The organism is Ruegeria sp. CJ6 (genome assembly GCF_056536665.1).
Window position 1 is genome coordinate 876,124 of sequence record NZ_JBQFQB010000001.1, and the last position, 21,380, is coordinate 897,503.

At 56.1% G+C, this 21,380-nt stretch carries 23 protein-coding genes; 11 read left to right on the forward strand and 12 right to left on the reverse strand.

Features of this window, described 5'->3' with window-relative positions; translation table 11 throughout:
- Positions 1–50: 50 nt before the first annotated feature.
- From mltG to fabD, 7 genes are all read right to left on the reverse strand, one after another.
- Positions 51–1,208, reverse strand: a complete 1,158-nt coding sequence (gene mltG, locus ACR0BT_RS04425; protein ID WP_170512919.1) for an endolytic transglycosylase MltG — start codon at positions 1,206–1,208, stop codon at positions 51–53.
- Positions 1,209–2,474: a beta-ketoacyl-ACP synthase II gene (fabF, locus tag ACR0BT_RS04430; protein ID WP_170396465.1), complete on the reverse strand. Its 1,266-nt coding sequence runs from the start codon at positions 2,472–2,474 to the stop codon at positions 1,209–1,211.
- 203 nt (positions 2,475–2,677) lie between these two features.
- Positions 2,678–3,421 carry a 1-(5-phosphoribosyl)-5-[(5-phosphoribosylamino)methylideneamino]imidazole-4-carboxamide isomerase gene (locus ACR0BT_RS04435; RefSeq protein WP_170396463.1) on the reverse strand — a complete coding sequence of 248 codons (744 nt, stop codon included), beginning with the start codon at positions 3,419–3,421 and terminating at the stop codon, positions 2,678–2,680.
- Positions 3,422–3,544: 123 nt separating this feature from the next.
- Entirely contained in the window at positions 3,545–4,084 is a 540-nt protein-coding gene (locus ACR0BT_RS04440; RefSeq protein WP_170403143.1) for a GNAT family N-acetyltransferase, read from the reverse strand.
- Positions 4,085–4,225: 141 nt separating this feature from the next.
- A complete protein-coding gene (locus ACR0BT_RS04445; protein WP_008756330.1) occupies positions 4,226–4,459 on the reverse strand; it encodes an acyl carrier protein in 234 nt (77 codons plus the stop codon).
- 210 nt (positions 4,460–4,669) lie between these two features.
- A complete protein-coding gene (gene fabG, locus ACR0BT_RS04450; RefSeq protein ID WP_170396459.1) occupies positions 4,670–5,407 on the reverse strand; it encodes a 3-oxoacyl-[acyl-carrier-protein] reductase in 738 nt (245 codons plus the stop codon).
- 44 nt (positions 5,408–5,451) lie between these two features.
- Positions 5,452–6,390, reverse strand: a complete 939-nt coding sequence (gene fabD / locus ACR0BT_RS04455) for an ACP S-malonyltransferase (RefSeq protein WP_170598017.1) — start codon at positions 6,388–6,390, stop codon at positions 5,452–5,454.
- Positions 6,391–6,562: 172 nt separating this feature from the next.
- On the opposite strand from fabD, the gene ACR0BT_RS04460 reads away from it, so the two are divergent.
- A complete protein-coding gene (locus ACR0BT_RS04460; protein ID WP_480762604.1) occupies positions 6,563–7,792 on the forward strand; it encodes a cytochrome b/b6 domain-containing protein in 1,230 nt (409 codons plus the stop codon).
- A gap of 53 nt (positions 7,793–7,845) precedes the next feature.
- Here the strand turns inward: ACR0BT_RS04460 and ACR0BT_RS04465 are convergent, their stop codons facing one another.
- Together ACR0BT_RS04465 and ACR0BT_RS04470 are read right to left on the reverse strand one after the other, a co-directional pair.
- Positions 7,846–8,418: a YceI family protein gene (locus ACR0BT_RS04465; protein WP_170422240.1), complete on the reverse strand. Its 573-nt coding sequence runs from the start codon at positions 8,416–8,418 to the stop codon at positions 7,846–7,848.
- A gap of 126 nt (positions 8,419–8,544) precedes the next feature.
- Positions 8,545–9,054, reverse strand: a complete 510-nt coding sequence (locus ACR0BT_RS04470; RefSeq protein ID WP_480459283.1) for a hypothetical protein — start codon at positions 9,052–9,054, stop codon at positions 8,545–8,547.
- A 278-nt stretch (positions 9,055–9,332) separates the two neighbouring features.
- On the opposite strand from ACR0BT_RS04470, the gene rpsF reads away from it, so the two are divergent.
- The 6 genes from rpsF to ACR0BT_RS04500 all read left to right on the forward strand — a co-directional run bounded on the left by rpsF (position 9,333) and on the right by ACR0BT_RS04500 (position 13,167).
- On the forward strand, positions 9,333–9,686 hold the full coding sequence (gene rpsF / locus ACR0BT_RS04475; protein ID WP_068332653.1) for a 30S ribosomal protein S6: 354 nt from the start codon (positions 9,333–9,335) through the stop codon (positions 9,684–9,686).
- Between the two features lie 27 nt (positions 9,687–9,713).
- On the forward strand, positions 9,714–9,941 hold the full coding sequence (gene rpsR / locus ACR0BT_RS04480) for a 30S ribosomal protein S18 (RefSeq protein ID WP_005608650.1): 228 nt from the start codon (positions 9,714–9,716) through the stop codon (positions 9,939–9,941).
- Positions 9,942–9,953: 12 nt separating this feature from the next.
- The gene (gene rplI / locus ACR0BT_RS04485) at positions 9,954–10,574 is read left to right on the forward strand and encodes a 50S ribosomal protein L9 (RefSeq protein ID WP_170396450.1); all 621 of its coding nucleotides are present in this window, start codon (positions 9,954–9,956) and stop codon (positions 10,572–10,574) included.
- A 153-nt stretch (positions 10,575–10,727) separates the two neighbouring features.
- Complete coding sequence (locus tag ACR0BT_RS04490; protein ID WP_170511990.1) at positions 10,728–11,213, forward strand: lytic transglycosylase domain-containing protein; 486 nt, start codon at positions 10,728–10,730, stop codon at positions 11,211–11,213.
- A 278-nt stretch (positions 11,214–11,491) separates the two neighbouring features.
- Entirely contained in the window at positions 11,492–12,193 is a 702-nt protein-coding gene (locus tag ACR0BT_RS04495) for an autoinducer binding domain-containing protein (protein ID WP_170396446.1), read from the forward strand.
- Positions 12,194–12,312: 119 nt separating this feature from the next.
- Positions 12,313–13,167, forward strand: coding sequence for an acyl-homoserine-lactone synthase (locus ACR0BT_RS04500; protein ID WP_480762605.1), 855 nt, complete (start codon positions 12,313–12,315; stop codon positions 13,165–13,167).
- Between the two features lie 95 nt (positions 13,168–13,262).
- Here ACR0BT_RS04500 and tig read toward each other — a convergent pair whose 3' ends face one another.
- The 3 genes from tig to ACR0BT_RS04515 form a co-directional block, all read right to left on the reverse strand.
- Positions 13,263–14,594, reverse strand: coding sequence for a trigger factor (tig, locus tag ACR0BT_RS04505; RefSeq protein ID WP_170396960.1), 1,332 nt, complete (start codon positions 14,592–14,594; stop codon positions 13,263–13,265).
- 184 nt (positions 14,595–14,778) lie between these two features.
- Complete coding sequence (locus tag ACR0BT_RS04510; protein ID WP_480705159.1) at positions 14,779–15,903, reverse strand: porin; 1,125 nt, start codon at positions 15,901–15,903, stop codon at positions 14,779–14,781.
- A 301-nt stretch (positions 15,904–16,204) separates the two neighbouring features.
- The gene (locus tag ACR0BT_RS04515; protein WP_480762606.1) at positions 16,205–17,788 is read right to left on the reverse strand and encodes an NAD(P)H-hydrate dehydratase; all 1,584 of its coding nucleotides are present in this window, start codon (positions 17,786–17,788) and stop codon (positions 16,205–16,207) included.
- Between the two features lie 169 nt (positions 17,789–17,957).
- Here ACR0BT_RS04515 and ACR0BT_RS04520 point away from each other — a divergent pair, with 169 nt between their 5' ends.
- The 4 genes from ACR0BT_RS04520 to ACR0BT_RS04535 all read left to right on the forward strand — a co-directional run bounded on the left by ACR0BT_RS04520 (position 17,958) and on the right by ACR0BT_RS04535 (position 21,374).
- Complete coding sequence (locus tag ACR0BT_RS04520) at positions 17,958–18,296, forward strand: P-II family nitrogen regulator (protein ID WP_170396438.1); 339 nt, start codon at positions 17,958–17,960, stop codon at positions 18,294–18,296.
- 33 nt (positions 18,297–18,329) lie between these two features.
- Complete coding sequence (gene glnA / locus ACR0BT_RS04525) at positions 18,330–19,736, forward strand: type I glutamate--ammonia ligase (protein ID WP_170396436.1); 1,407 nt, start codon at positions 18,330–18,332, stop codon at positions 19,734–19,736.
- 128 nt (positions 19,737–19,864) lie between these two features.
- Entirely contained in the window at positions 19,865–20,512 is a 648-nt protein-coding gene (locus ACR0BT_RS04530; protein ID WP_480613213.1) for an MSMEG_1061 family FMN-dependent PPOX-type flavoprotein, read from the forward strand.
- A 67-nt stretch (positions 20,513–20,579) separates the two neighbouring features.
- Positions 20,580–21,374, forward strand: a complete 795-nt coding sequence (locus tag ACR0BT_RS04535) for a lytic murein transglycosylase (RefSeq protein ID WP_170396432.1) — start codon at positions 20,580–20,582, stop codon at positions 21,372–21,374.
- Positions 21,375–21,380: the final 6 nt, after the last annotated feature.

Genomic DNA, 21,380 nt, shown 5'->3' on the forward strand with positions numbered 1-21,380 from the left:
ACAAGTCGGACAAAGGGCCGTTTCAAACCTGTACAACACGGACGATTGAATCAGTTCCCGGAATTCCGCTCAGCCTCGATCTCACGCCACTTTGCGACGTTGCGATTGTGCTCTTGCAGGGTCTCGGCAAAGGCATGACCACCGGTTCCGTCCGCAACAAAGAAGATGAAATCCGTGTTGTCAGGTGCCACTGCAGCCTCAAGGCTCGCGAGACCCGGATTGGCAATCGGGGTGGGTGGCAGCCCTTCGATAACATAGGTGTTCCAAGGCGTCGCACGGCGCAGTTCGCTTTGCCGCAAACCGCGACCCAAAGTACCCTGCCCTTTGGTTACACCATAGATCACCGTCGGGTCTGTCTGCAGCCTCATACCTTGGTTCAGACGGTTAACGAAAACGCTGGCTACCTGGCCACGCTCTTCCGGCTGACCTGTTTCTTTTTCGATGATCGAAGCCAAAATCAGCATCTCTTCGGGGCTGTTCAGAGGTAAACCATCCTGACGCCCCTCCCACGCTGCGTTGATTCTAAGCTGCTGTTTTTCCTGCATTTCAGCAAGTATTGCATTCCGATCTTCACCGGGTCTGACCTCATAACTGTCAGGGGCCAACATCCCTTCAGCTGGCAATTCGGCTACTTCGCCGGTTAGCAAATCCATCGCTTTCAGCGACTCGACAATCTGCCAACTGGTGACGCCTTCAGCTAACGAGATGCGATAACGCGTATCCGCCTCACCGCGTTTTTCTGCATAAACTTCCGGGGCGTCCTCTTCGCCGATCACAAAGGAAGCCACCTCATCAAAATCCAGAGTCGCCGGGTTCAGCTCCCGCACGCGGGTCTGCATACGGGTCACGCCAATGCGGTATTCGATCTCGGTCCCGCAAGTGCTGGCGCCGCTATGAGTTATGTCGTCGACGATTTGCTCCATCGACGCGCCTTCGCGAACCAGAAAGCTACCCGCTTTCAGCTGCTGAGATTTGTCTGTGTAATCAGCAGCTAAGCGGAAAATCAACCCGCTGCTGATCGCACCTTGATCCTCGAGGTCACGGCTGACCCGTGTCATGTTGGAGCCTGGCTTTACCTGCAGGCAGATCGCGGTTTCCAGCGGTCCTTCGGACTTGTATTGCGACTGCCCCCACAGGACGACACCGCCCATCAGGAACAGCCCAACGATCAGTATTGTCAACGCATTCGAAGCGAGCGCTCGCCACATTTAGCTGACCTTTCCGAAGATCACACTTGCATTGGTGCCGCCAAACCCGAACGAGTTCGACAAAGCCACGTTGATCTCACGCTCTCGTTTTGCATTCGGTGCCAAGTCGATCGGAGTCTCCACCGCAGGGTTGTCCAGGTTGATGGTCGGCGGTGCAACCTGATCGCGGATCGCAAGGATCGAAAAGATCGCCTCAATCGCGCCAGCGGCGCCCAGCAGGTGACCAGTGGCCGATTTGGTCGAAGTCATCGTCGCGTTGCTGGCGTGATCCCCCAGCAGGCGTTCTACCGCGCCCAGCTCAATCGTATCCGCCATGGTCGAGGTCCCATGCGCGTTAATATAATCCAGATCCTTCGGCTCAAGCCCCGCACTACGCAGCGCTGCTTTCATCGAGCGTTCGGCCCCATCGCCATCCTCGGACGGCGCGGTGATGTGATAAGCGTCACCCGACATGCCATAGCCCAGAACCTCGGCGTAAATCTTGGCACCGCGCGCTTTGGCGTGTTCGTAATCCTCAAGAACTACAATGCCTGCACCTTCGCCCATGACGAAACCGTCGCGGTCGATGTCATAGGGGCGGCTCGCTTTCTTCGGATCATCGGCGTATTTGGTCGACAGCGCCTTGCAGGCGTTGAAGCCGGCGATACCGATTTCGCAAATACAGCCCTCGCCGCCGCCTGCGATCATCACGTCTGCATCCCCGGCGCGGATGATGCGGCTGGCATCACCGATCGCATGGGCACCGGTCGAGCAAGCAGTCACGACCGAGTGGTTCGGACCCTTGAACCCATGACGGATCGAAACCTGCCCCGAGGCCAGATTGATTAGCGCGCCCGGGATAAAGAACGGAGAAACCCTGCGCGGACCTTTGTCGCGGATCAGGTTGGCCGTGTTGGCAATTGATCCCAGCCCACCGATACCGGACCCAATCAGAACGCCAGTGCGCAGGCGGTCTTCTTCGTCTTCGGGCAGCCAATTGGCATCCTTGCAAGCCATCTCGGCTGCAGCGATGGAATATAGGATGAAATCCTCGATCTTGCGCTGTTCTTTCGGCGGCATCCAGTCGTCGGGGTTGAATGTCCCATTGGTGCCATCTCCGCGCGGCACTTCGCAGGCATAGGTCGTGGTGACCCCGCTTGCCTCGGCATCAAACTGCGTGATTGGTCCTGCGCCGGATTCTCCATCCAGCAGCCGTGACCATGTTTCCTCAACCCCACTGGCCAAAGGAGTGACCAATCCAAGACCGGTTACAACGACTCTGCGCATGAAGTGCCTCTTGCCTGCTTCCTGTTATGAGAACCGCTCATACCCCGGCCCGGGGTGCGGGGGCAAGAGCAACGGCATATTCTGAACCGGCATCCTTGTGCCGTAACCTGTTCAAATCCTCTGTCAATTGAGTTGAACGATGCCTGAAAAGCAAAAACCCGCCCTTCCTTCAACGGGAAAGGCGGGTCGTCTGGTACTGAAGTTTACTGGAACTCGGCGACTGGCTCGTGTGCCGATTGGGCGACCTCCAATGCTTCGGACAGATCGACGGACTTGCGGAACAGTGCCCGGCCAACGATCGCACCCGAAATATTCGAGATATAGGCGAGACGAGAGATATCGTCGCTGGTACGCACGACACCGCTGGCTATGATCGGTGTACGCGATTTTTCGGCCAGTCCTGAAATCAGACCCAGCTGCGCCTCGACGTCTTCCATATCGCTATCGATATCGGTCACCAGAATGGCTGCAAGAGGCGTATCCGCGAAAGCTTCGATGAAGGCTTCCGGGGTAAACGCACTTTGGCTGCGCCAACCTTCGGTCATCACTTGCCCTTGCCAAACATCGACCGCCAACACGATCTGATCGGGATAAAGCTTAGCCAATTCCTTAACCAACTGCGGGTCCCAAGCCGCAAGTGTGCCAATCACGATTCGGCCAGCCCCTTTATTGATCCAATGTTCAACATGCTCGCGGGTCCGCATCCCCCCTGCCAACTGCACTGACATTTCAGAGGAGCGAATGATTTCTTCGATCAGTTCTGAATTGGTATCCCGGCCTTCGATCGCGTCAAAATCCGTAAGCTGCATCCATTCCGCTCCAGCCGCAGACCAGCCGCGCGCGGTCTCGACCGGATCTACATGCCAGATCATCGCTTCATCCAGACGCCCCTTGTCCAGCGTAACGCACCGACCGTTCTGCAACTCCATCGTGGGGTAAATCATCATGATTCATATCCTCCGCTGAATCATTCCGTAATTCCACGATAGCATAGAGTCTCAGTTTGCCGCTTTATTTCACAAGATCGGCAAAGCTCGTCCATTTTGCGGCATCGCACTGCCTAATGCGTTTCACACCCGTGTAGGAGGTCCATCACGGCGAAACAGATGAACGGGGGTGTCGCGGTATTCAGCCTCGCGCAACAGCTTATAGCCCAGCTTTTCAGCCAATCGCTGTGAGGCTGCATGGTCCGCGTCGATCAGCGCAACCAACGGGCCCGGAATGATCCGGTCGAACCAGTCGTGCGCCGCCTGTGCGGCCTCACACCCGTATCCTTGCCCCTGCATGTCCGGGGCCAGAACCCACCCGGCTTCGGGAAAACCATCGAAATCATCGCCCAGAGACCGGTTGCCATAGAAGAACCCGGCTTGCCCGATCAGAGTACGATTCGACTGCAGCATCACACCCCATTGACCGAACCCGGTCATCTGCCAATGTCCAGCGTTGCGCAGGAAAGAATCCCACGCCTCGCCGCGCGTTTTCGGGGTGCCTCCGATATGGCGTACAACTTCGGGGTCGCGCCAGATTTCGGCGAACCGGTTGAAATCCTCGGGGCGCATTGCACACAAGGTCAGACGCGCCGTATTGATCATCGGGGTGGATCTTATCATGCCCTTGCCCGCTCAGAAACTTGCCTCAGGTGTCAGAGTGCGGAGCCTCAACGCCTCAAAGCAAGCGCGAAATGTGGCAGAGCATAAAAAAACGGCGCTTCCGTTGCCCGGAAGCGCCGTTTTTGTCTCAGTCAGGTCAGCTTAGGAAGCTTCGCTGATGAATTTGACCGCGTCGCCAAAGGTCTGGATGGTCTCGGCTGCGTCGTCCGGAATCTCGATGCCGAACTCTTCTTCGAACGCCATTACCAGCTCAACGGTGTCCAGGCTGTCTGCGCCCAGATCGTCGATGAACGAGGCGTTTTCGGCAACCTTGTCCTCTTCAACACCCAGGTGCTCAACAACGATCTTCTTTACGCGATCTGCGACGTCGCTCATGTCTATTCCTCATTTCAATTTCAGGGCTGTCCGCCCGGTTCTGCCCTTGCCCGTTCGGGGTGGACTTGTTTTGCCCTTTCCGGGCGGTTTGGGTCCCGGGTCCCCGGGAAATCAGAGAACCGGCCCTTGGACCGGTTCCTGCGCATATGCGCCGCCTATAGCACAGACAACGCACAAGGCAAACGCTTTCGCGCCCACCCTGAATTGCGATTACAACATGGCCATACCGCCATTCACATGCAAGGTGCTTCCGGTAACATAACCTGCTTCAGGGCTTGCCAGATACAGCACAGCGGCTGCGATTTCCTGCGGATCACCCATACGACCGGCCGGAACCTTGAGCAGCAGACCCTTCTTTTGCTCATCCGTCAGCTTCTCGGTCATCGCGGTGGTGATAAAGCCCGGCGCAACCGCATTAACGGTAATGCCACGGGTCGCAACCTCATGCGCCAGCGCCTTGGAAAAGCCGATCATGCCGGCCTTGGAGGCAGCATAGTTCGCCTGCCCTGGGTTTCCGATCGCAGCCACAACGGACGAGACATTGACGATCCGACCCCAGCGCGCCTTCATCATGCCCCTGATCACGCCTTTGCACAGCTTCATCGTTGCGGTCATGTTCACGTCGATCACGCTCTGCCATTCTTCATCCGACATGCGCATGAACAAGTTGTCGCGTGTGATGCCTGCGTTGTTCACCAGAATATCAACCGAGCCCATCGCCTCAGCCGCTTGTTTCGGCAGGGCCTCGACGGCTTCGGGATCGCTAAGGTTACACGGCAAGACATGCGCACGATCGCCAAGGCTGTCGGCCAGAGCTTGCAGAGGCTCCACGCGCGTTCCGGAAAGGCCAACAGTTGCACCAGCGTCGTAAAGCGCGCGGGCGATATCGCCGCCAATACCACCCGAAGCACCGGTGATTAACGCATTCTTACCTGTCAAATCAAACATCTATGTTTCCTCTCTGGCCGCCGAAACCGGCGGCTGTCCCTTGTTCATGCGCCGGGGTTAACGGCTTTTTGTACATCTTCAGGCGTCCCGACCGCTGTGCACGCCAATGCTCGATCGATCTTGCGGATCATTCCCGACAGAGCTTTGCCCGCGCCGATCTCCCACGCTTCGGTCACACCCTGCGCGACCATGTACTGTACGCTCTCACGCCACCGAACCGAGCCGGTGACCTGTTCCACCAGCAACTGACGGATCATATCTGGATCAGCCACAGCTTCGGCGCGAACATTCGCAACCAAAGGCACGGTAGGCGCTTTGATTTCAACCGAGGCCAAAGCCTCTGCCATTACATCTGCCGCAGGCTGCATCAGCGCACAGTGAAATGGAGCACTTACCGGCAACATAATTGCACGCTTGGCACCTTTTTCCTTGGCGATCTCGGCTGCGCGCTCAACAGCGGCTTTTGAACCAGAAACGACTACCTGGGTTGGGTCATTGTCATTGGCAGCCTGACAGACCTCATCTTGCGCGGCCTCTTCCGCAACGGCGCGCACCGCTTCAAGATCGAGCCCCAGAATGGCGGCCATTGCGCCCTCGCCCACCGGCACTGCACTTTGCATCGCCTGCCCGCGCGTCCGCAGCAGGCGGGCAGTATCGGCAACCGTCAAAGCTCCGACCGCAGCCAGCGCCGAGTATTCACCCAGCGAGTGACCCGCCACATAAGATGCCATTGAAATCGAAACGCCTTCGGCCTCAAGTGCGCGCATTGCGGCCATCGAGGTTGCCATCAGCGCGGGCTGTGCATTCTGAGTCAGGGTCAGCTCTGCGATATCGCCTTCCCAGATCAGATCGCTCAGTTTTTCGCCCAAGGCCTCATCGACCTCATCGAAAACGGCGCGGGCGGCTGGATATGCCTCAGCCAAGGCCTTGCCCATTCCGATGGTCTGGGCGCCCTGCCCGGGGAAAACAAACGCGCGTGTCATTGGTGCCTCTTGCGTGACGTCAGATTTCGGCGGGGTTTAAACTGACAATCGGCGCGGCACAAGCATTGCCTGCGTTCTGCATCAGGACACCTTTACTGTGCATTTCTCTGTCTTGTGTCCACACGGCATCCATTTAACTTACCCTCAATTCAGAAACTCGGAGAGCCAATCGATGCCCCTTACCAACACCCGGTCCAGCTATGGTGGTGTAACCAAAGCATTTCACTGGCTGACCGCGCTACTGATCCTGACGGCTCTGCCGCTGGGCTGGTTCGCGAACCAATTGGCCCATGCGATTTACGATCCGAGCATTCCCACGACCGAGGATGACATCGCCCGCGCCGCCCAGCTGTTTTCACTGCACAAAACCATTGGTGTTACCGTGTTCTTCGTCGCACTGGCCCGAATCCTTTGGGCTGTTACCCAGACGAAGCCGGGCTTGCTGAACGCTGAAAACAAACCCGAGGCCTTCGCCGCCGAAACTGTGCACTGGCTGCTGTACGGCTCGCTTGTTCTGGCTCCGCTCAGCGGCTGGATCCACCACGCCGCCACCGACGGCTTCGCGCCGATCCTATGGCCCCTTGGTCAGAACCTGCCGCTTATTCCGAAGTCAGCTTTCCTTGCAGACATCAGCGCCAGCCTGCATTGGCTTTTCGTCTGGGCCCTGGGTGTGGCGCTCGTGCTGCACATAGCGGGCGCGCTGAAACACCATGTCGTGGACAAAGACAGTACCCTGCGCCGTATGCTGCCCGGCCAATCGGACGCGCCGGAACCCCCGGCACAGCACCATTCCATTGTTCCCGCCTTCGCCGCCTTGGCAATCTGGGGCGCGGTGCTGGTCGGAGGTTGGTCCACCGGTGTCTTTGACGACCAGTCCAAAGCAACCGAAGACACGGCCGAACTTGCGCAAGTTCAATCGGAATGGGAGGTCGAAGACGGATCCCTGTCGATTACTATCTCGCAATTGGGCAGTCCCGTAAGCGGCGAGTTTGCTGACTGGACTGCAGCGATAGCGTTTGAGGATCCCGCCGAGCCGGGATTGGCCGGTTCCGTCGATGTAACGATTGCCATTGGCTCACTCAGCCTCGGCACAGTCACCGACCAAGCGATGGGTGCGGATTTCTTTGACAGTGCGCAGTTTCCTACGGCTCAATTTAAGGCCGACCTGTTCAAAACGGACGCAGGTTATGAGGCGCGAGGACCTCTGACAATCCGGGACAAATCTATCGATGTCGTCCTGCCATTTACGCTGGAACTGGCCGACGATGCAGCGACGATTTCGGGGAATCTGGAACTCAACCGAATGGATTTCGACGTTGGAAAATCGCAACCCACCGAAGATTCGTTGGGGTTCACGGTTATCGTGGCAGTCGAATTGACGGCAGAACGCGACAACAAATAAAAAACCGCCGGGGCGCATAACCCCGACGGTTTCTTTTTGGGATCATGAAGGGATTAGTCGGCCTTCTGCGCCTCGATCGAAATCTTGACCTCGACCTCGTCACCCACGAATGGAGCGAATTGGCCCAAATCAAAATCGCTGCGCACCAGCGTTGTGGTGGCGTCAAATCCGGCCCATGGCTTGCCCGCCATCGGGTGTTCACCCACTTGGTTCAGCTTGGCATCCAGAACCACGGATTTGGTGACACCATTCATGGTCAGATCACCGGTGATGTTGGCTGTGTTCTCGCCAGTGACCTCGATACCAGTTGAAGTGAAGGTCACCAGATCACCTTCGGCTGCGCCAAAGAAATCTTCGGTCATGAAGTGATCTTCGCGCGGTTTCCAACCGGTGATCATCTCAACGACCGGCATCGAAACAGTCACGCTCGATGCTGCCGGGTCTTCCTGATCAAACATGATTTCGCCCTCAAAGCCCGAAAACATGCCCGTGGTGGTCGAAAAGCCAAGGTGGTTCCAACTGAAGATGACCTGGCTATGGCTGGAGTCCAAAACGTATTTTTCAGCACTGGCGAATGCTGTGGTCGCCGATACGGCCAAAGCAGCAGCAATAAGGGTGGATTTCATAACAATCTCCGCAATGGTGTTGTTGCAAACCGGGTGGGTTGCTCACCTACGAAAATGTGCCGCCCAAGGGCGGCACACAAGTTTTTTTGATTCACAACTTCTGTTCCTTTTTGAACAGAATAAAAATCAGGCGAAAATTGTTACGTTTTGGCTGAGTTGACCTTTGAGCGCTGAGCCAACATCCGCCGATTCCAGTGGCAGCTTCATCAGCAGGCTTCCGTCTACATCGTACAGTTCGACCTGGTCGTCAGCGAAACGCGCGCCACCCAGCGAGTCGTAGCTGCGGCGCAATACCGTTTGCGGCCGACCGTTTTCGTTTTTCTGAAGAATGCGAACCTCGCGGCGGATTGGGTCAAAATAGGCGTCTGGGCGCGCATCCATCACCTCGATGGTCAGCAGGCTGACGCCAACAATCAGGAACATCAGCGAAGCGACCAACTTGATAGGCCAAACCTCGGCCCCCATAACCGAACCCGGCATCAACCACATCGAAAAGGCCGACACGATCAGAAAGACACCAACGGCACGCAGAAGAAACATCCGAGCCCGCCAATTCGGCGCAAACGTAATCAGAACGGGGACGGATTTATCAAATACCGCAGCAGGCGTCGATTGTTCAAAAGTGTTTGTGTTCATGACGGCCATTGTCTTGCCCTGTCTATGTTTTCCAATCTACCGGGTTCTCCCGGCTTCATGAACAACCTCGGGGCGAAAAGCGTCAGGAATTGGGCGCACCAGTGGAAATAGGGCGACTTCACAAAGGCATATGTGGCAGGGCTTGCCCCGCCCGCTCAAACGTGTATACGGAGCCATCCTTCGCAGGAGTTATGAATCGCGCAGCCTCTCGTGGCAGGGTCGCGAAGGACCATATGGCCCCGCCTTTGAAATGCGCCTTGATATAAACAGGAGTGCACATGCCACTGTATGAGCATGTAATGATCGCGCGTCAGGATTTGTCCAACGCGCAGGCAGAAAGCCTTGTCGAACATTTCGGCACCGTTCTGGCTGACAACGGCGGCAACGTCGTCGAAAGCGAGTACTGGGGCGTCAAGACGATGGCTTACAAGATCAACAAGAACCGCAAAGGCCACTATGCCTTCCTGAAAACCGATGCCCCTTCGGGTGCGGTTCAGGAAATGGAACGCCTGATGCGCCTGCATGACGACGTTATGCGCGTTCTGACCATCAAGGTCGACGAGCATGCCGAGGGCCCCTCGGTCCAGATGCAGAAGCGCGATGAGCGCGAAGGCCGCCGCGAGCGCCGCTGATCAACGCCTGACGAAAGGACATAAACCATGGCCGCAAAACCATTTTTCCGCCGCCGCAAGGTCTGCCCGTTCTCGGGTGAGAACGCGCCGAAAATCGACTACAAAGACACTCGTCTGCTGCAGCGCTACATCTCTGAGCGTGGCAAGATCGTACCTTCGCGCATCACCGCCGTTTCGGCGAAAAAGCAGCGTGAACTGGCCCGTGCTATCAAGCGCGCCCGCTTCCTCGCCCTGCTGCCCTACGCCGTGAAGTAAGGAGAGACTGACATGCAAGTTATCCTTCTGGAACGCGTTGCGAAACTGGGTCAGATGGGCGACGTCGTTGACGTCAAGCCCGGCTACGCCCGCAACTTCCTGCTGCCCCAAGGCAAAGCGCTGAGCGCATCGAACGCCAACATCGCGTCGTTCGAAGCCCAGAAAGCCCAGCTTGAGGCACGCAACCTGGAAACCAAGAAAGAAGCTGAAGCGCTGGCTGAAAAGCTGGACGGTCAGCAGTTCATCGTGATTCGTTCGGCATCGGATGCCGGCGCTCTGTACGGTTCGGTCACCCCGCGTGATGCCGCAGACGCCGCAACCGAAGCTGGCTTCACCGTCGACAAGAAACAGATTGCCCTGATCGCTCCGATTAAGGAACTGGGTCTGCACTCGGTCGCAGTCAACCTGCACCCCGAGGTAGAAGTCGAGATCAAAATGAACGTCGCACGTTCGGAAGAAGAAGCCGAACTGCAGGCATCGGGCAAATCGATCCAGGAACTGGCTGCTGAAGAAGAAGCCGCCGCCGAATTCGAGATCGCCGAGCTGTTCGACGACATAGGCTCTGCCGCTTCGGAAGACGAAGATCTGGTTGCCGAAGAAGCTCCGGTCGAAGAAGACGAAGCAAAAGCCTGATCTGGCTGCATATCCAATTTCAAAGGGCCGCGCTTTTACGCGGCCCTTTTTCTTTTTGTTACATCGCAAGCAAAATTCAGCCCGATTGTTCGCCTGGCCTTGCAGACCGGCGAGGGTTTCATATCATCGCCATTCGCAATCAGGAGTATTTTGATGACCCCCCTCCTTCGTCGCCGCGTCTTAACCTTGTTGCTTATGGCACCGCTTGCAGCTTGTGGCAGTCCTGGCAGCTCGGGTTCCGGCGATACCTTCGATCCCCCCCTCTACCCCAATGAAACACCCGAGCTTCGCGCCTCGATCAATAAATGGGCTGACCACTACGAGCTCCCGCGGGAGTTGGTGCACAAGCTGGCGATCCGTGAAAGCACACATCGGCCGTGGGCGGTGAACCGCCCCTATTATGGGCTTCTGCAAATCCTCCCGGCCACTGCGCGATCAATGGGTTATACTGGAAATGCCGAAGGCCTGCTGGACGCCGATACCAATCTGGAGTTTGCCGGAAAATACCTGCGAGGTGCCTGGCTTTTGTCTGATGGAGATCAGCAACGTGCCATCTTTCTTTATGCCAAAGGATATTGGCCCGAAGCAAAGGCCAGGGGCATGCTCGTCGAGACGGGTCTGGTTTCTGCCACAGAATAGGCATGTTTAATTCGCATTTCGATTGTAATGCACATACATAACCATCGAAATGCCACGGCGAATCCCATGACCTACTGCACAACTCTGACGTTAAATCTTTTAAAGGTGCGTAATTGTGTGCCCGAAAGGCACATTTACCTATAAAAGGCAGACATTTCCCACATCTTCTTGTCTTGACAAGCGAAATGTGGTGTCCTGCTTGACGTCAGGGAAGACAGTATCATTTTCCTGGCCAAGGGGATCCGCCCGCTCACTCGGGTCTAACTGGTCGTTACCGTATGGATATTGTTGATCTCAGCACTCTTCCCGAACAGGATACTCGGTATGACGAGTTCCTGCGTCAGGTCTGTGACAAATATGAAATGGACCACGCAGCCTATGCGGGTATGAATCCTGCTGCAGGTACGATTCACGGCCATGTGACCTATGGGGACGACTGGAAAACCCACTATCAAGAGCAAGGCCTGCACCTGATCGATCCGACGCTGCACATGAGCCAGCGCAGTATCGCTCCGGTCGACTGGAGCCGTCTGGAACGCGGTAAGGATTTCCAGCGCGTTTTTCGCGATGCACATGATTTTGGCATTCCAGATCAAGGCATTACGATTCCGGTTCGCGGGCCGTACGGAGATATCGGCTTGCTTAGCGCAGTGCGCGAGTGCAGCCGGGATGAGTGGAAGAAACTGGTGCCCAACGTGATAAGTGACCTGCAATCATTGGCCGTACACATCCATGACAATGTCATGACATCGGATACGATCAGCCGGATGCTGTACCACCCGACCCTCTCCAGCCGAGAATTGGAGATTTTGCAATGGGCCGCAGCGGGTAAATCGCAACAAGATATCGGCGATATCCTGTCGATTTCGCACCGCACGGTTGAGGTGCACTTGCGCTCTTCTCGCGAAAAGCTTAATGCACTGACGACTCCGCAGGCTGTCGGTCGGGCCATCGGAATCGGCTTAATCTACCCAGGATAAAGCCAAATTTTGCCGAAATTGGGCTAAAAAAAGCCAATATTACGGGAAACCCCCAATAGATTCGCTGTGGAAACCGGGTAACGTCTTATCCACAGACAGATCACTCGAAGGGGGTTAACATGATTTTGGTAGTTGATGGGCTGAACAGACATCTGTTCACCGAAGTTCTTGACGATATGTTCGAACTGCGCGCTCGGGTTTTTGGCGGGCGACTTGGATGGGACGTCCACATCGAAGACGGCAAAGAAATCGATCAGTTCGATCATCTGGATCCTGCATACGTAATTGGTCTCGACGATGAGGGGAACGTCGTAGCCGCAGTACGTGCACTCCAGACAACCGGCCCGCACATGCTTTCAGATGTGTTCTCGGATATCTTATGCGGCGAAGCGCCAATGCGCAGCGCGACCATGTGGGAATCCACCCGCTTCTGCGTCGACACGCAGCGACTGACCCGAGGAAAAGAGAAGAACTCGGTTTCTTACGCGACCTGTGAGCTGATGATCGGATCTCTGGAATACTGCCGTAGTGCGGGTATCCAGGACATCATCACCGTGATTGACCCGGTTATGAACCGCGTTCTCAAACGCTCGAACTGTGCGCCTTACGACTATGTGGGCGAAACCGTTCCGATGGGCAAGGTACCGGCAATGGCGGCGTTGCTGGATTGCACAGAAGAAAGGATTTCGGGTCTTCGCGAATTCGCAGACATTCACCACGATGTCTTTATCGAAGACGAAAAGGCGTTGGAGTTCTTCGAGGCCAAAAAGGCCGCCAAACTCAGCCCGGCAAATCGTGACCACAAGCCGCTCACCGATCTTGAGAAGTACTTTGTCGAACAGATGAGTGCGGCCAAGACGGAAGAAGAAAGGCAGGCAGTGCTGAAACTGATCGAAGCGCTGTCCGACACATTCACCCCAGAGCAGAAGACCGCTCTGTTACAGACCCCCCGTGCTTTTGCTCATGAGGCCTGACCCCCTCACCTCATAGTACAAAGCCACCCATGCGGAGCCGTCTAATTCGAGACGGCTCCGCTTTTTTTTGACCCCTAATGGGGGAAGGAAGAGGATTATTCCTCTTCCAGTGCCTCAACGGCTTTTTGCAGATCGTCCTTGCTGACTTCTTTGTCCGCAACCTGAGCCAGTTCGAAGACGTAGTCGACAACCTTGTCTTCAAAGATAGGCGCACGCAGCTGCTGCTGCATTTGGGCGTTCTGCTGCACAAATTCAAAGAACTGGCGCTCCTGGCCCGGGTACTGACGCGCCTGGTTCATGATCGCTTGTGTCATTTCCGAGTCGGTCACTTCAACCTCGGCCTTCTGGCCCAGTTCGGCAAGCAGCAGGCCCAGACGCACTCGGCGTTCGGCAAGCTTGTTATGCTCGTCGGTTGGTTCGATCGGATCGTGATCGTGACCTTCAACGTCAGGGTTTTCCTCGTGCCACAGCTGATGCGCGATCTGCTTGGCTTCGGCTTCTACCAGTGACGGCGGCAGGTCGAACGAGACTTTCTCGTCCAGCACGTCCAACAAAGCGCGCTTCATTACTGCACGGGACGCACCAGCATATTCGGCTTCCAGACGCTCGGCGATCTGTGCCTTCAACCCAGCCAGATCTTCGGCACCAAATTTCTTGGCCAACTCGTCGTCGACCTCAGCCGCGACCGGCTCTTTCACCTCTTTGATGGTGCAGGTGAAAACGGCGTCTTTGCCGGCCAGATGCTCAGCACCGTATTCTTCGGGGAAGGTGACGTTGACGTCTTTTTCTTCCTCGGCCTTCACACCGACCAACTGCTCTTCAAAGCCGGGGATGAAGCTGTTCGAGCCCAGAACCAGCGGGTAATCTTCAGCCGAACCGCCTTCGAACTCTTCGCCGTCAACTTTACCAACAAAGTCGAACACGATCTGGTCACCGTCCTTGGCTTTCGAACCCTTACGACGCGCTTTGAAGTTCTGCGCGGTCTCGGCCAGGTTGTTCAGCGCTTCTTCCACGGCTGCGTCGTCCGCTTTGACAACCAGCTTCTCCAGTTCAACCGATTTCAGGTCAACTTCTGGAATCTCGGGCAGCGCTTCGTAGGACATCGCAACTTCTACGTCGTCGCCTTCTTTCCAGTCCTCGTTGGTCATCTTGACCTCGGGCTGCAAAGCAGGACGTTCGCCGCTGTCCTCAAAGTGCTTGTTCATCGCACCGTCGATGGTTTCTTGCATCGCTTCGCCAAGCAGGCGCTGGCCGAACTGCTTTTTCAGCAGAGCCATCGGCACCTTGCCTTTGCGGAAACCCTTCATTTCAACCTCGGGCTGCGCTTCGGTCAGTTTCTCGTTGACCTTGTCGTCCAGCTCGGCTGCGGTCACAACGATGTTGTAGCCGCGCTTCAGACCTTCGTTCAGCGTCTCGGTAACCTGCATTTTGGTAGTCCCCATAGGATTCGGGGCGCGCAAAACGGGCGCGCCGGGCAAATTTGACGCCTTCTATTTGCACAGCCGCCTGCGTGCAAGAGGCAAAGGCCCTTTCAGGCTGGTTTTACCCCTATTACAGACGAAAAAACGCCCCGGCACAGGCCGGAGCGTTCGATCATCGAAAGCTGAGAAATCAGAACCTCCAGCGGGCCCCCAGCACCCACGCCTCGTTGTTGTCGAACGAAGCGCCATCTTCGAAATCGTGATTGCGGTATTTCAGATATGCATCTGTATTGATGCTGTCGATACGCTGAACAACAGCGATGCCCCAAGCATCAGTGCTGGAGCCGTCATTTACGAAGTCCGAACCCGAGTAATAGTCGATCCCGATACCGGTTTTACCCCAGGATACCCACTGATCCTCATAGGCAATCTTGCCGTAGAAGTAGTTCGGGTCAGACGCACCATCCGCGTCATTGTCCCGCGTACCGGCGGCTACGGTGAAACTCAGGCCGTTTTGCAGCATAACCGAGGCCGACCCGATCGTATCCTTGCGGTCCCCCGATCCATCGTCAGCCGAACGCACCGAGTATGCAACCGCCGCTGCAAATTCAACCCCGCCGCCGAAGGTGTTGTTATAGCGAAGGCCGATATCGTAATAGTCATCGTCATCGCTGCTGGACAGAATGTTCTGACCATAGGCGATGCCGGCCTTAAAACCGCTGAACTCCGGCGTGTCATACCGAACGCGGCCACGGCGCGCACCGTCAAAGTTGCTGCTGGAATCGCCAACGGTGATGTCGCTCAGAAAACCGTCAGTACCGCGATAGAAGAACCCGCCATTTTCATCGTTGGTAAAGGAATACAGCGCGGTTCCGACGTAAGACAGATCCACTTCGGCAGCGCCATCGGCCACCATGCTGCCCTGACCGGCCGAGAATTTACCCCAGTCACCGGCAAGTGCGAAATCCACGTGACGGATATCTTCACGCGTCCAGCCGCTGAAATCTGTGCCCAGCTGGTTCCACTCGCTCGAGCTCGGCAGACCAAGCCCGGTTTCAAAACGGAAGGTGAAATCGTTGTTGCCGAAGGGCTGCAACAGTTCCAAACCGACGCGGCTGTTTGACAGGTCATTGTCCAGAACGCGCGTTTCGGTCTCTTCACCGTCGTCAACCGAGATTAAGGCCGGGTGCAACTGACCATAAAGCAGGACATAACCGCCCGTGTTGTTTTCGTATTTCAGTTCGGCGGCGGCGGGGATTGCCGTTGTTGCGACAAGCGCCGCGGCTATCGAAGTCAGCTTAAAATTCACTGTCATGTCATTCACCATAGATGGGTCAGTTTTTTTAGATATTGCCGATATGCGCACCTGGATTAACGGTTCCAATGATTGCTAAAGCTTATTAGCCCGGCATTGCATTTCTGCCACAGGCGGAAGCGGGGACCTTCAGGGAAAGCGTTTTATAATCAATATTTTGACCTAGTTCGAAAGCAGCACCCAGCTAACCTGCAAGACAATTCTTGCGCTGCGTGTTGCAGCTTGCAAACACCCGTTATGCGCACAGGTAAATCATAAGGCGAAACATTGCCGCTTTGACCCGCGATCGGCCAATATTTGCCTATGACCCATTGATTTCAAGCCGTGCGAATACCGCTGGCAATTGTTCCGGCAGATCTTCAGCAATCAACCCCGGCCCAAATTGCCTGGCGCATTCCACATGTAACCAAGCTGCGGTCTTGGCTGCAGCCATCGGGTTGAAGCTCCGCGCCAGTAGTCCCGTTATGAACCCGGCAAGCACATCGCCCGACCCTGCTGTCGCCAGCCAGGGCGTCGCCCGGTCAAACAGCGCCGCATTGATCGCACATTGCCCATCCGGTGCAGCAATCACCGTGTCAGGGCCCTTGTATAGTACCACACAGCCAGCCTGCTTGGCCGCCTCACGCACGGCATCCACTTTGGAATAAGCCGGCCCTCTGCCCGGCTTGATCGAGAGCTTTTCGGAGATCTCCGGGAACAATCGCGCAAACTCGCCCCCGTGCGGTGTCAGAACACATCTGTCATGGAGCATGTCCAACAGCACCTCTGGCGCATCAGCAAACGCCGTCAAAGCATCCGCGTCCAGCACTGCTGGACGCCCCGAGGCCAGCGCCGCAGGAACCAGCTCCTGCGCACGCGCCAGCCCCAAACCAGGACCGAGGCACAGTGCATTCAACCGCGCATCCATCAGGACTTCCAATAGATCATCGCCGCTCTGGACCCGCTGCAGCATCAGCGCAGTGATGTGACTGGCAACCTCCATCTGAGCCGAGGGTGGAACACCCAGCGTCACCAATCCGGCCCCGATGCGTAATGCACCACGTGCCGCCAGCCTTGCTGCGCCGGTTGCCCCCGCACCTCCGCTAATAATCAAGGCATGCCCATACGCATATTTGTGTAAGGCAGTTGCCTTCGAAAAATCAGCATCCGGGGCGGTCACCAGTTTGACCGCACCCTGAACTCCCTCCTCCAAACCAATGTCCTTGACGACCAATCGGCCACTTCTGACCGGCCCCAGCCCCAGATAATGCCCCAGCTTTGCAGTATGAAACGATACCGTGAGCCTGGCCTGAACCGTCGCGGTCCCCGGGGCCAGCTCACGCCCACTATCGGAACACAGGCCAGACGGCATATCAACGGATACTGTCTTTTCGGCGATGGCTGGATCCGAGGCAGTCATTTCTGCCCATTTTAGAACATCACCCTCAAGCGGTCGTTGTAAGCCCGTCCCGAATAACGCATCGACATAAAGGTCAGCCCCTTGATGCGCGGCAAACACTTCGGAAAATGGGTGAACCTCCCCCAATTCGCCCCACCTGTCATGATTCACACGCGCATCTGGTGGCAGCTTCGCCGGATCACCAAGAAGAAATGCCGCCACCTCCCAGCCGCGCTCCCGCAGCAAGCGTGCAACAACAAATCCATCCCCCCCGTTATTTCCTGGCCCGCAAAGAACTACCGCACGCAGCGGATCCTCTTCATCTGGCCCCAAATACCTCGGGGGTGCGGGGGCTGGCCCCCGCTGCAGCTCTGGCCATTCTTCTAATATGGCTTGAAGAACACCGCGCCCGGCCCGCTCCATCAGCTCCAGTCCGCTCACGTCACCGGACTCAATCGCGGACTTTTCGATCGTCCGCATCTGTGCCGCTGTCAGCCCCTCTGCCATATTGCGCCCTCACGCGATTCAATTCTGATTACATTTTGTGCACATCGATCAAAATTTAACCCGTTGCACGATTTCGCAGCACCACAAGGCGACCATATTCGCAGTTCCATTGCCGCCTGACCTTAGACGTGATCACTGCCTTCGAGACAACCATACAAGGTGAGCCGGAATGAAAAAGATCGAAGCGATCATCAAGCCGTTCAAACTGGACGAAGTGAAAGAGGCGCTGCAAGACGTGGGAGTCCAGGGCCTCAGCGTGGTCGAGGTGAAAGGCTTTGGTCGCCAGAAAGGTCACACCGAACTTTATCGCGGCGCAGAATATGTTGTCGACTTTCTACCCAAGGTAAAGGTCGAGGTCGTGCTGGATGATGATCAGGTTGACGCAGCGATCGAAGCCATCGTTAGCGCCGCAAAGACCGACAAGATCGGGGACGGAAAAATCTTTGTCTCACCTATCGAACAAGCCATTCGTATCCGCACCGGCGAAACCGGTTCGGAAGCCCTGTAACACAGCAATCTTCAAATCAGAGGAACAAATAGTATGAGCAAGGACGCAGTTCTTCAGCTGATCCGTGATGAAGACGCCGAATACGTCGACATCCGCTTTACCGACCCGCGTGGCAAACTTCAGCACGTCACCATCATGTCCGATCAGGTCGATGAGGACTTCCTGGAAGAGGGCTTTATGTTCGACGGTTCGTCCATCGCGGGCTGGAAGTCGATTGAAGCTTCCGACATGAAACTGATGCCCGACACCGACAGCGCCTATGTCGATCCGTTCTATGCGGAAAAGACCATCTGCCTGCACTGCTCGGTTGTGGAGCCTGACACTGGTGAAGCTTATGAACGTGACCCGCGAGGCACCGCTCAGAAAGCCGAAGCGTACCTGAAGGCTTCCGGTATTGGTGATGTGGCCTACATGGGTCCTGAGGCCGAATTTTTCCTCTTTGATGACGTTCGTTTCTCCAACAGTATCAACAAGGTATCCTACGAAGTTGATGCGACTGATGCATCGTGGAACACCGACACCGAATACGAGATGGGCAACATGGGCCATCGTCCGGGCGTCAAAGGTGGTTACTTCCCCGTAAACCCCGTTGACGAAGCGCAGGACCTGCGCTCGGAAATGCTGTCGACAATGAAGCGTCTGGGCATGAAGGTCGACAAGCACCACCACGAGGTTGCATCGTGTCAGCACGAACTGGGCTTGATCTTCGACAGCCTGACCAAGCAGGCCGATGAGCTGCAGAAATACAAGTACGTGATCCACAACGTTGCACATGCCTATGGTAAATCGGCGACCTTCATGCCGAAGCCAATCGCAGGTGACAACGGCACCGGCATGCACGTGAACATGTCGATCTGGAAAGACGGCAAGCCGCTGTTCGCGGGCGACAAATACGCCGACCTGTCTGATGAGGCGCTGTACTTCATCGGCGGCATCCTGAAACACGCCAAAACGCTGAACGCCTTCACCAACCCGGCAACCAACAGCTACAAGCGTCTGATCCCAGGGTTCGAAGCCCCCGTCTTGCGCGCCTATTCGGCCCGCAACCGTTCAGGCTGCGTGCGTATTCCATGGACCGAAAGCCCGAAAGCCAAGCGCGTCGAGGCCCGCTTCCCCGATCCGGCCGCAAACCCCTATCTGGCGTTCGCCGCGCTTCTGATGGCCGGTCTGGACGGCATCAAGAACAAGATCGATCCGGGCGAAGCCATGGACAAGAACCTGTACGATCTTCCTGCCGAAGAACTGGCCGACATCCCGACCGTATGCGGCTCGCTGCGCGAAGCTCTGGAAGCGCTGGCATCTGATCACGACTTCCTGCTGCAAGGCGACGTGTTCACCAAAGACCAGATCGACGGCTACATCGCGCTGAAGATGGAAGAGGTAGAAACCTACGAGCACACGCCTCACCCGGTTGAGTACGGCATGTACTACAGCTGCTGATTAAGAATTTTCGACGAAAATTCTCAGGGGGCGCCCATCGGGCGCCCCTTTTTCTGTATCTCCGCGAGATTTGACGGATCGATGATGATCTTTCAAAATTTGAGCTCAACATCAGGCGGAGAGAGCACATGCCCGCGAGCGACAATCCCTTTTCTGAGTATTCAGGACTTGTAACCTCGGAAAAAGATCTGGAACGCATTTGCGGGCAACCCTTGCCGCAGATCATTGCAAAGGAATTGCCTGCACTTGATGAGATGTGTCGAGACTTCATCGGCATGTCCTCGTTCTGCCTGATCGCTTCAGCCAATCCCGATGGGCATCTCGATATTTCGCCTCGTGGCGATCCTGCGGGGTTTGTGCAGGTGCTCTCGAACTCGATGATTGCGATCCCGGACCGGCCCGGGAACAAGCGCGTGGATACGTTTCATAATGTGCTGAAAGATCAGCGCGTCAGCGTGATATTCTTTGTCCCCGGAAAATTGGAAACTCTGCGCCTGCGGGGATCCGCGAGAATTAGCGCAGATCCCGAACTTCTTTCAAACATGGCCGTTGGTGGACGCGTGCCCAAGCTGGCCCTGTTGATCCATGTCGAAACCGTCTTTGCGCACTGTCCCAAATGCATCATTCGATCAAACCTGTGGCAACCCGATGAATGGCCGGACTCTTCCAGTCTGCCAAATATGAACGCGATGATGGTCAAACATGCCAAGATCGACAAAACCCCGGATGAATGGTTCGAATCCCTGAAAGGCACAGACGAGCTTGATCTCTATTAAACCACTTTGCGGTAGGTCGAACTCGGCTTAGGCTGAGCGTAGTTTTTTCAGCACTCGGATTTCCTCTATGCCTCGTCTTCGCCTTTACGCTGCACTCGCGTTCCTTCTGCCCTCGGTGGCACTGTCCGCCCCTTGTGGGAATACCAGCAGCGGGTTCGAGGCCTGGAAAGCCGACTTTGCCAAAACCGCCAAACGAGCGGGTGTGAAAAAGAAGGGTCTGCAAGCGCTCGCGCAGACGCAATATGCAACACGTACGATTGCCGCGGATCGCAATCAGAAGAGCTTTAAATACTCATTAGACAAATTCATGCAGGTGCGCGGGGCAAACACCATCGTTGCGCAAGGGCGTAAGCGCAAAGCTCGCAATCCGCAGTTTTACGCCGCGCTCGAGCGTCAATATGGCGTACCGGCGGGTGTGCTAATTGCCATTCACGGCATGGAAACCGGCTTTGGAGGTTTCATGGGCGATAGTCAGGTTGTTTCCGCAATCACGACATTAGCCTATGATTGTCGCCGGTCCGAATTCTTCATCCCGCACGCTATCGGCGCCTTAAAACTGGTTGACCAAGGAACCCTTACGATGGCGACAAAAGGGGCAAAACATGGCGAGCTGGGGCATACGCAGTTTCTGCCCGGCAATGCCCTGACCTATGGTGTGGACGCCACGGGCGATGGTCGGGTCGATTTTTATAACATGACCGACGCGCTCGCCTCGACCGCGAATTTTCTACGTAAGAAAGGGTGGAAGCCCGGTCGCGGCTATCAACCCGGAGAGCCGAATTTTGCGGTCATACAGCAATGGAATGCGGCCTCGGTCTACCAGCAATCCATTGCAATCATGGCGGCGCGAATCGACAACTAGGGCAGT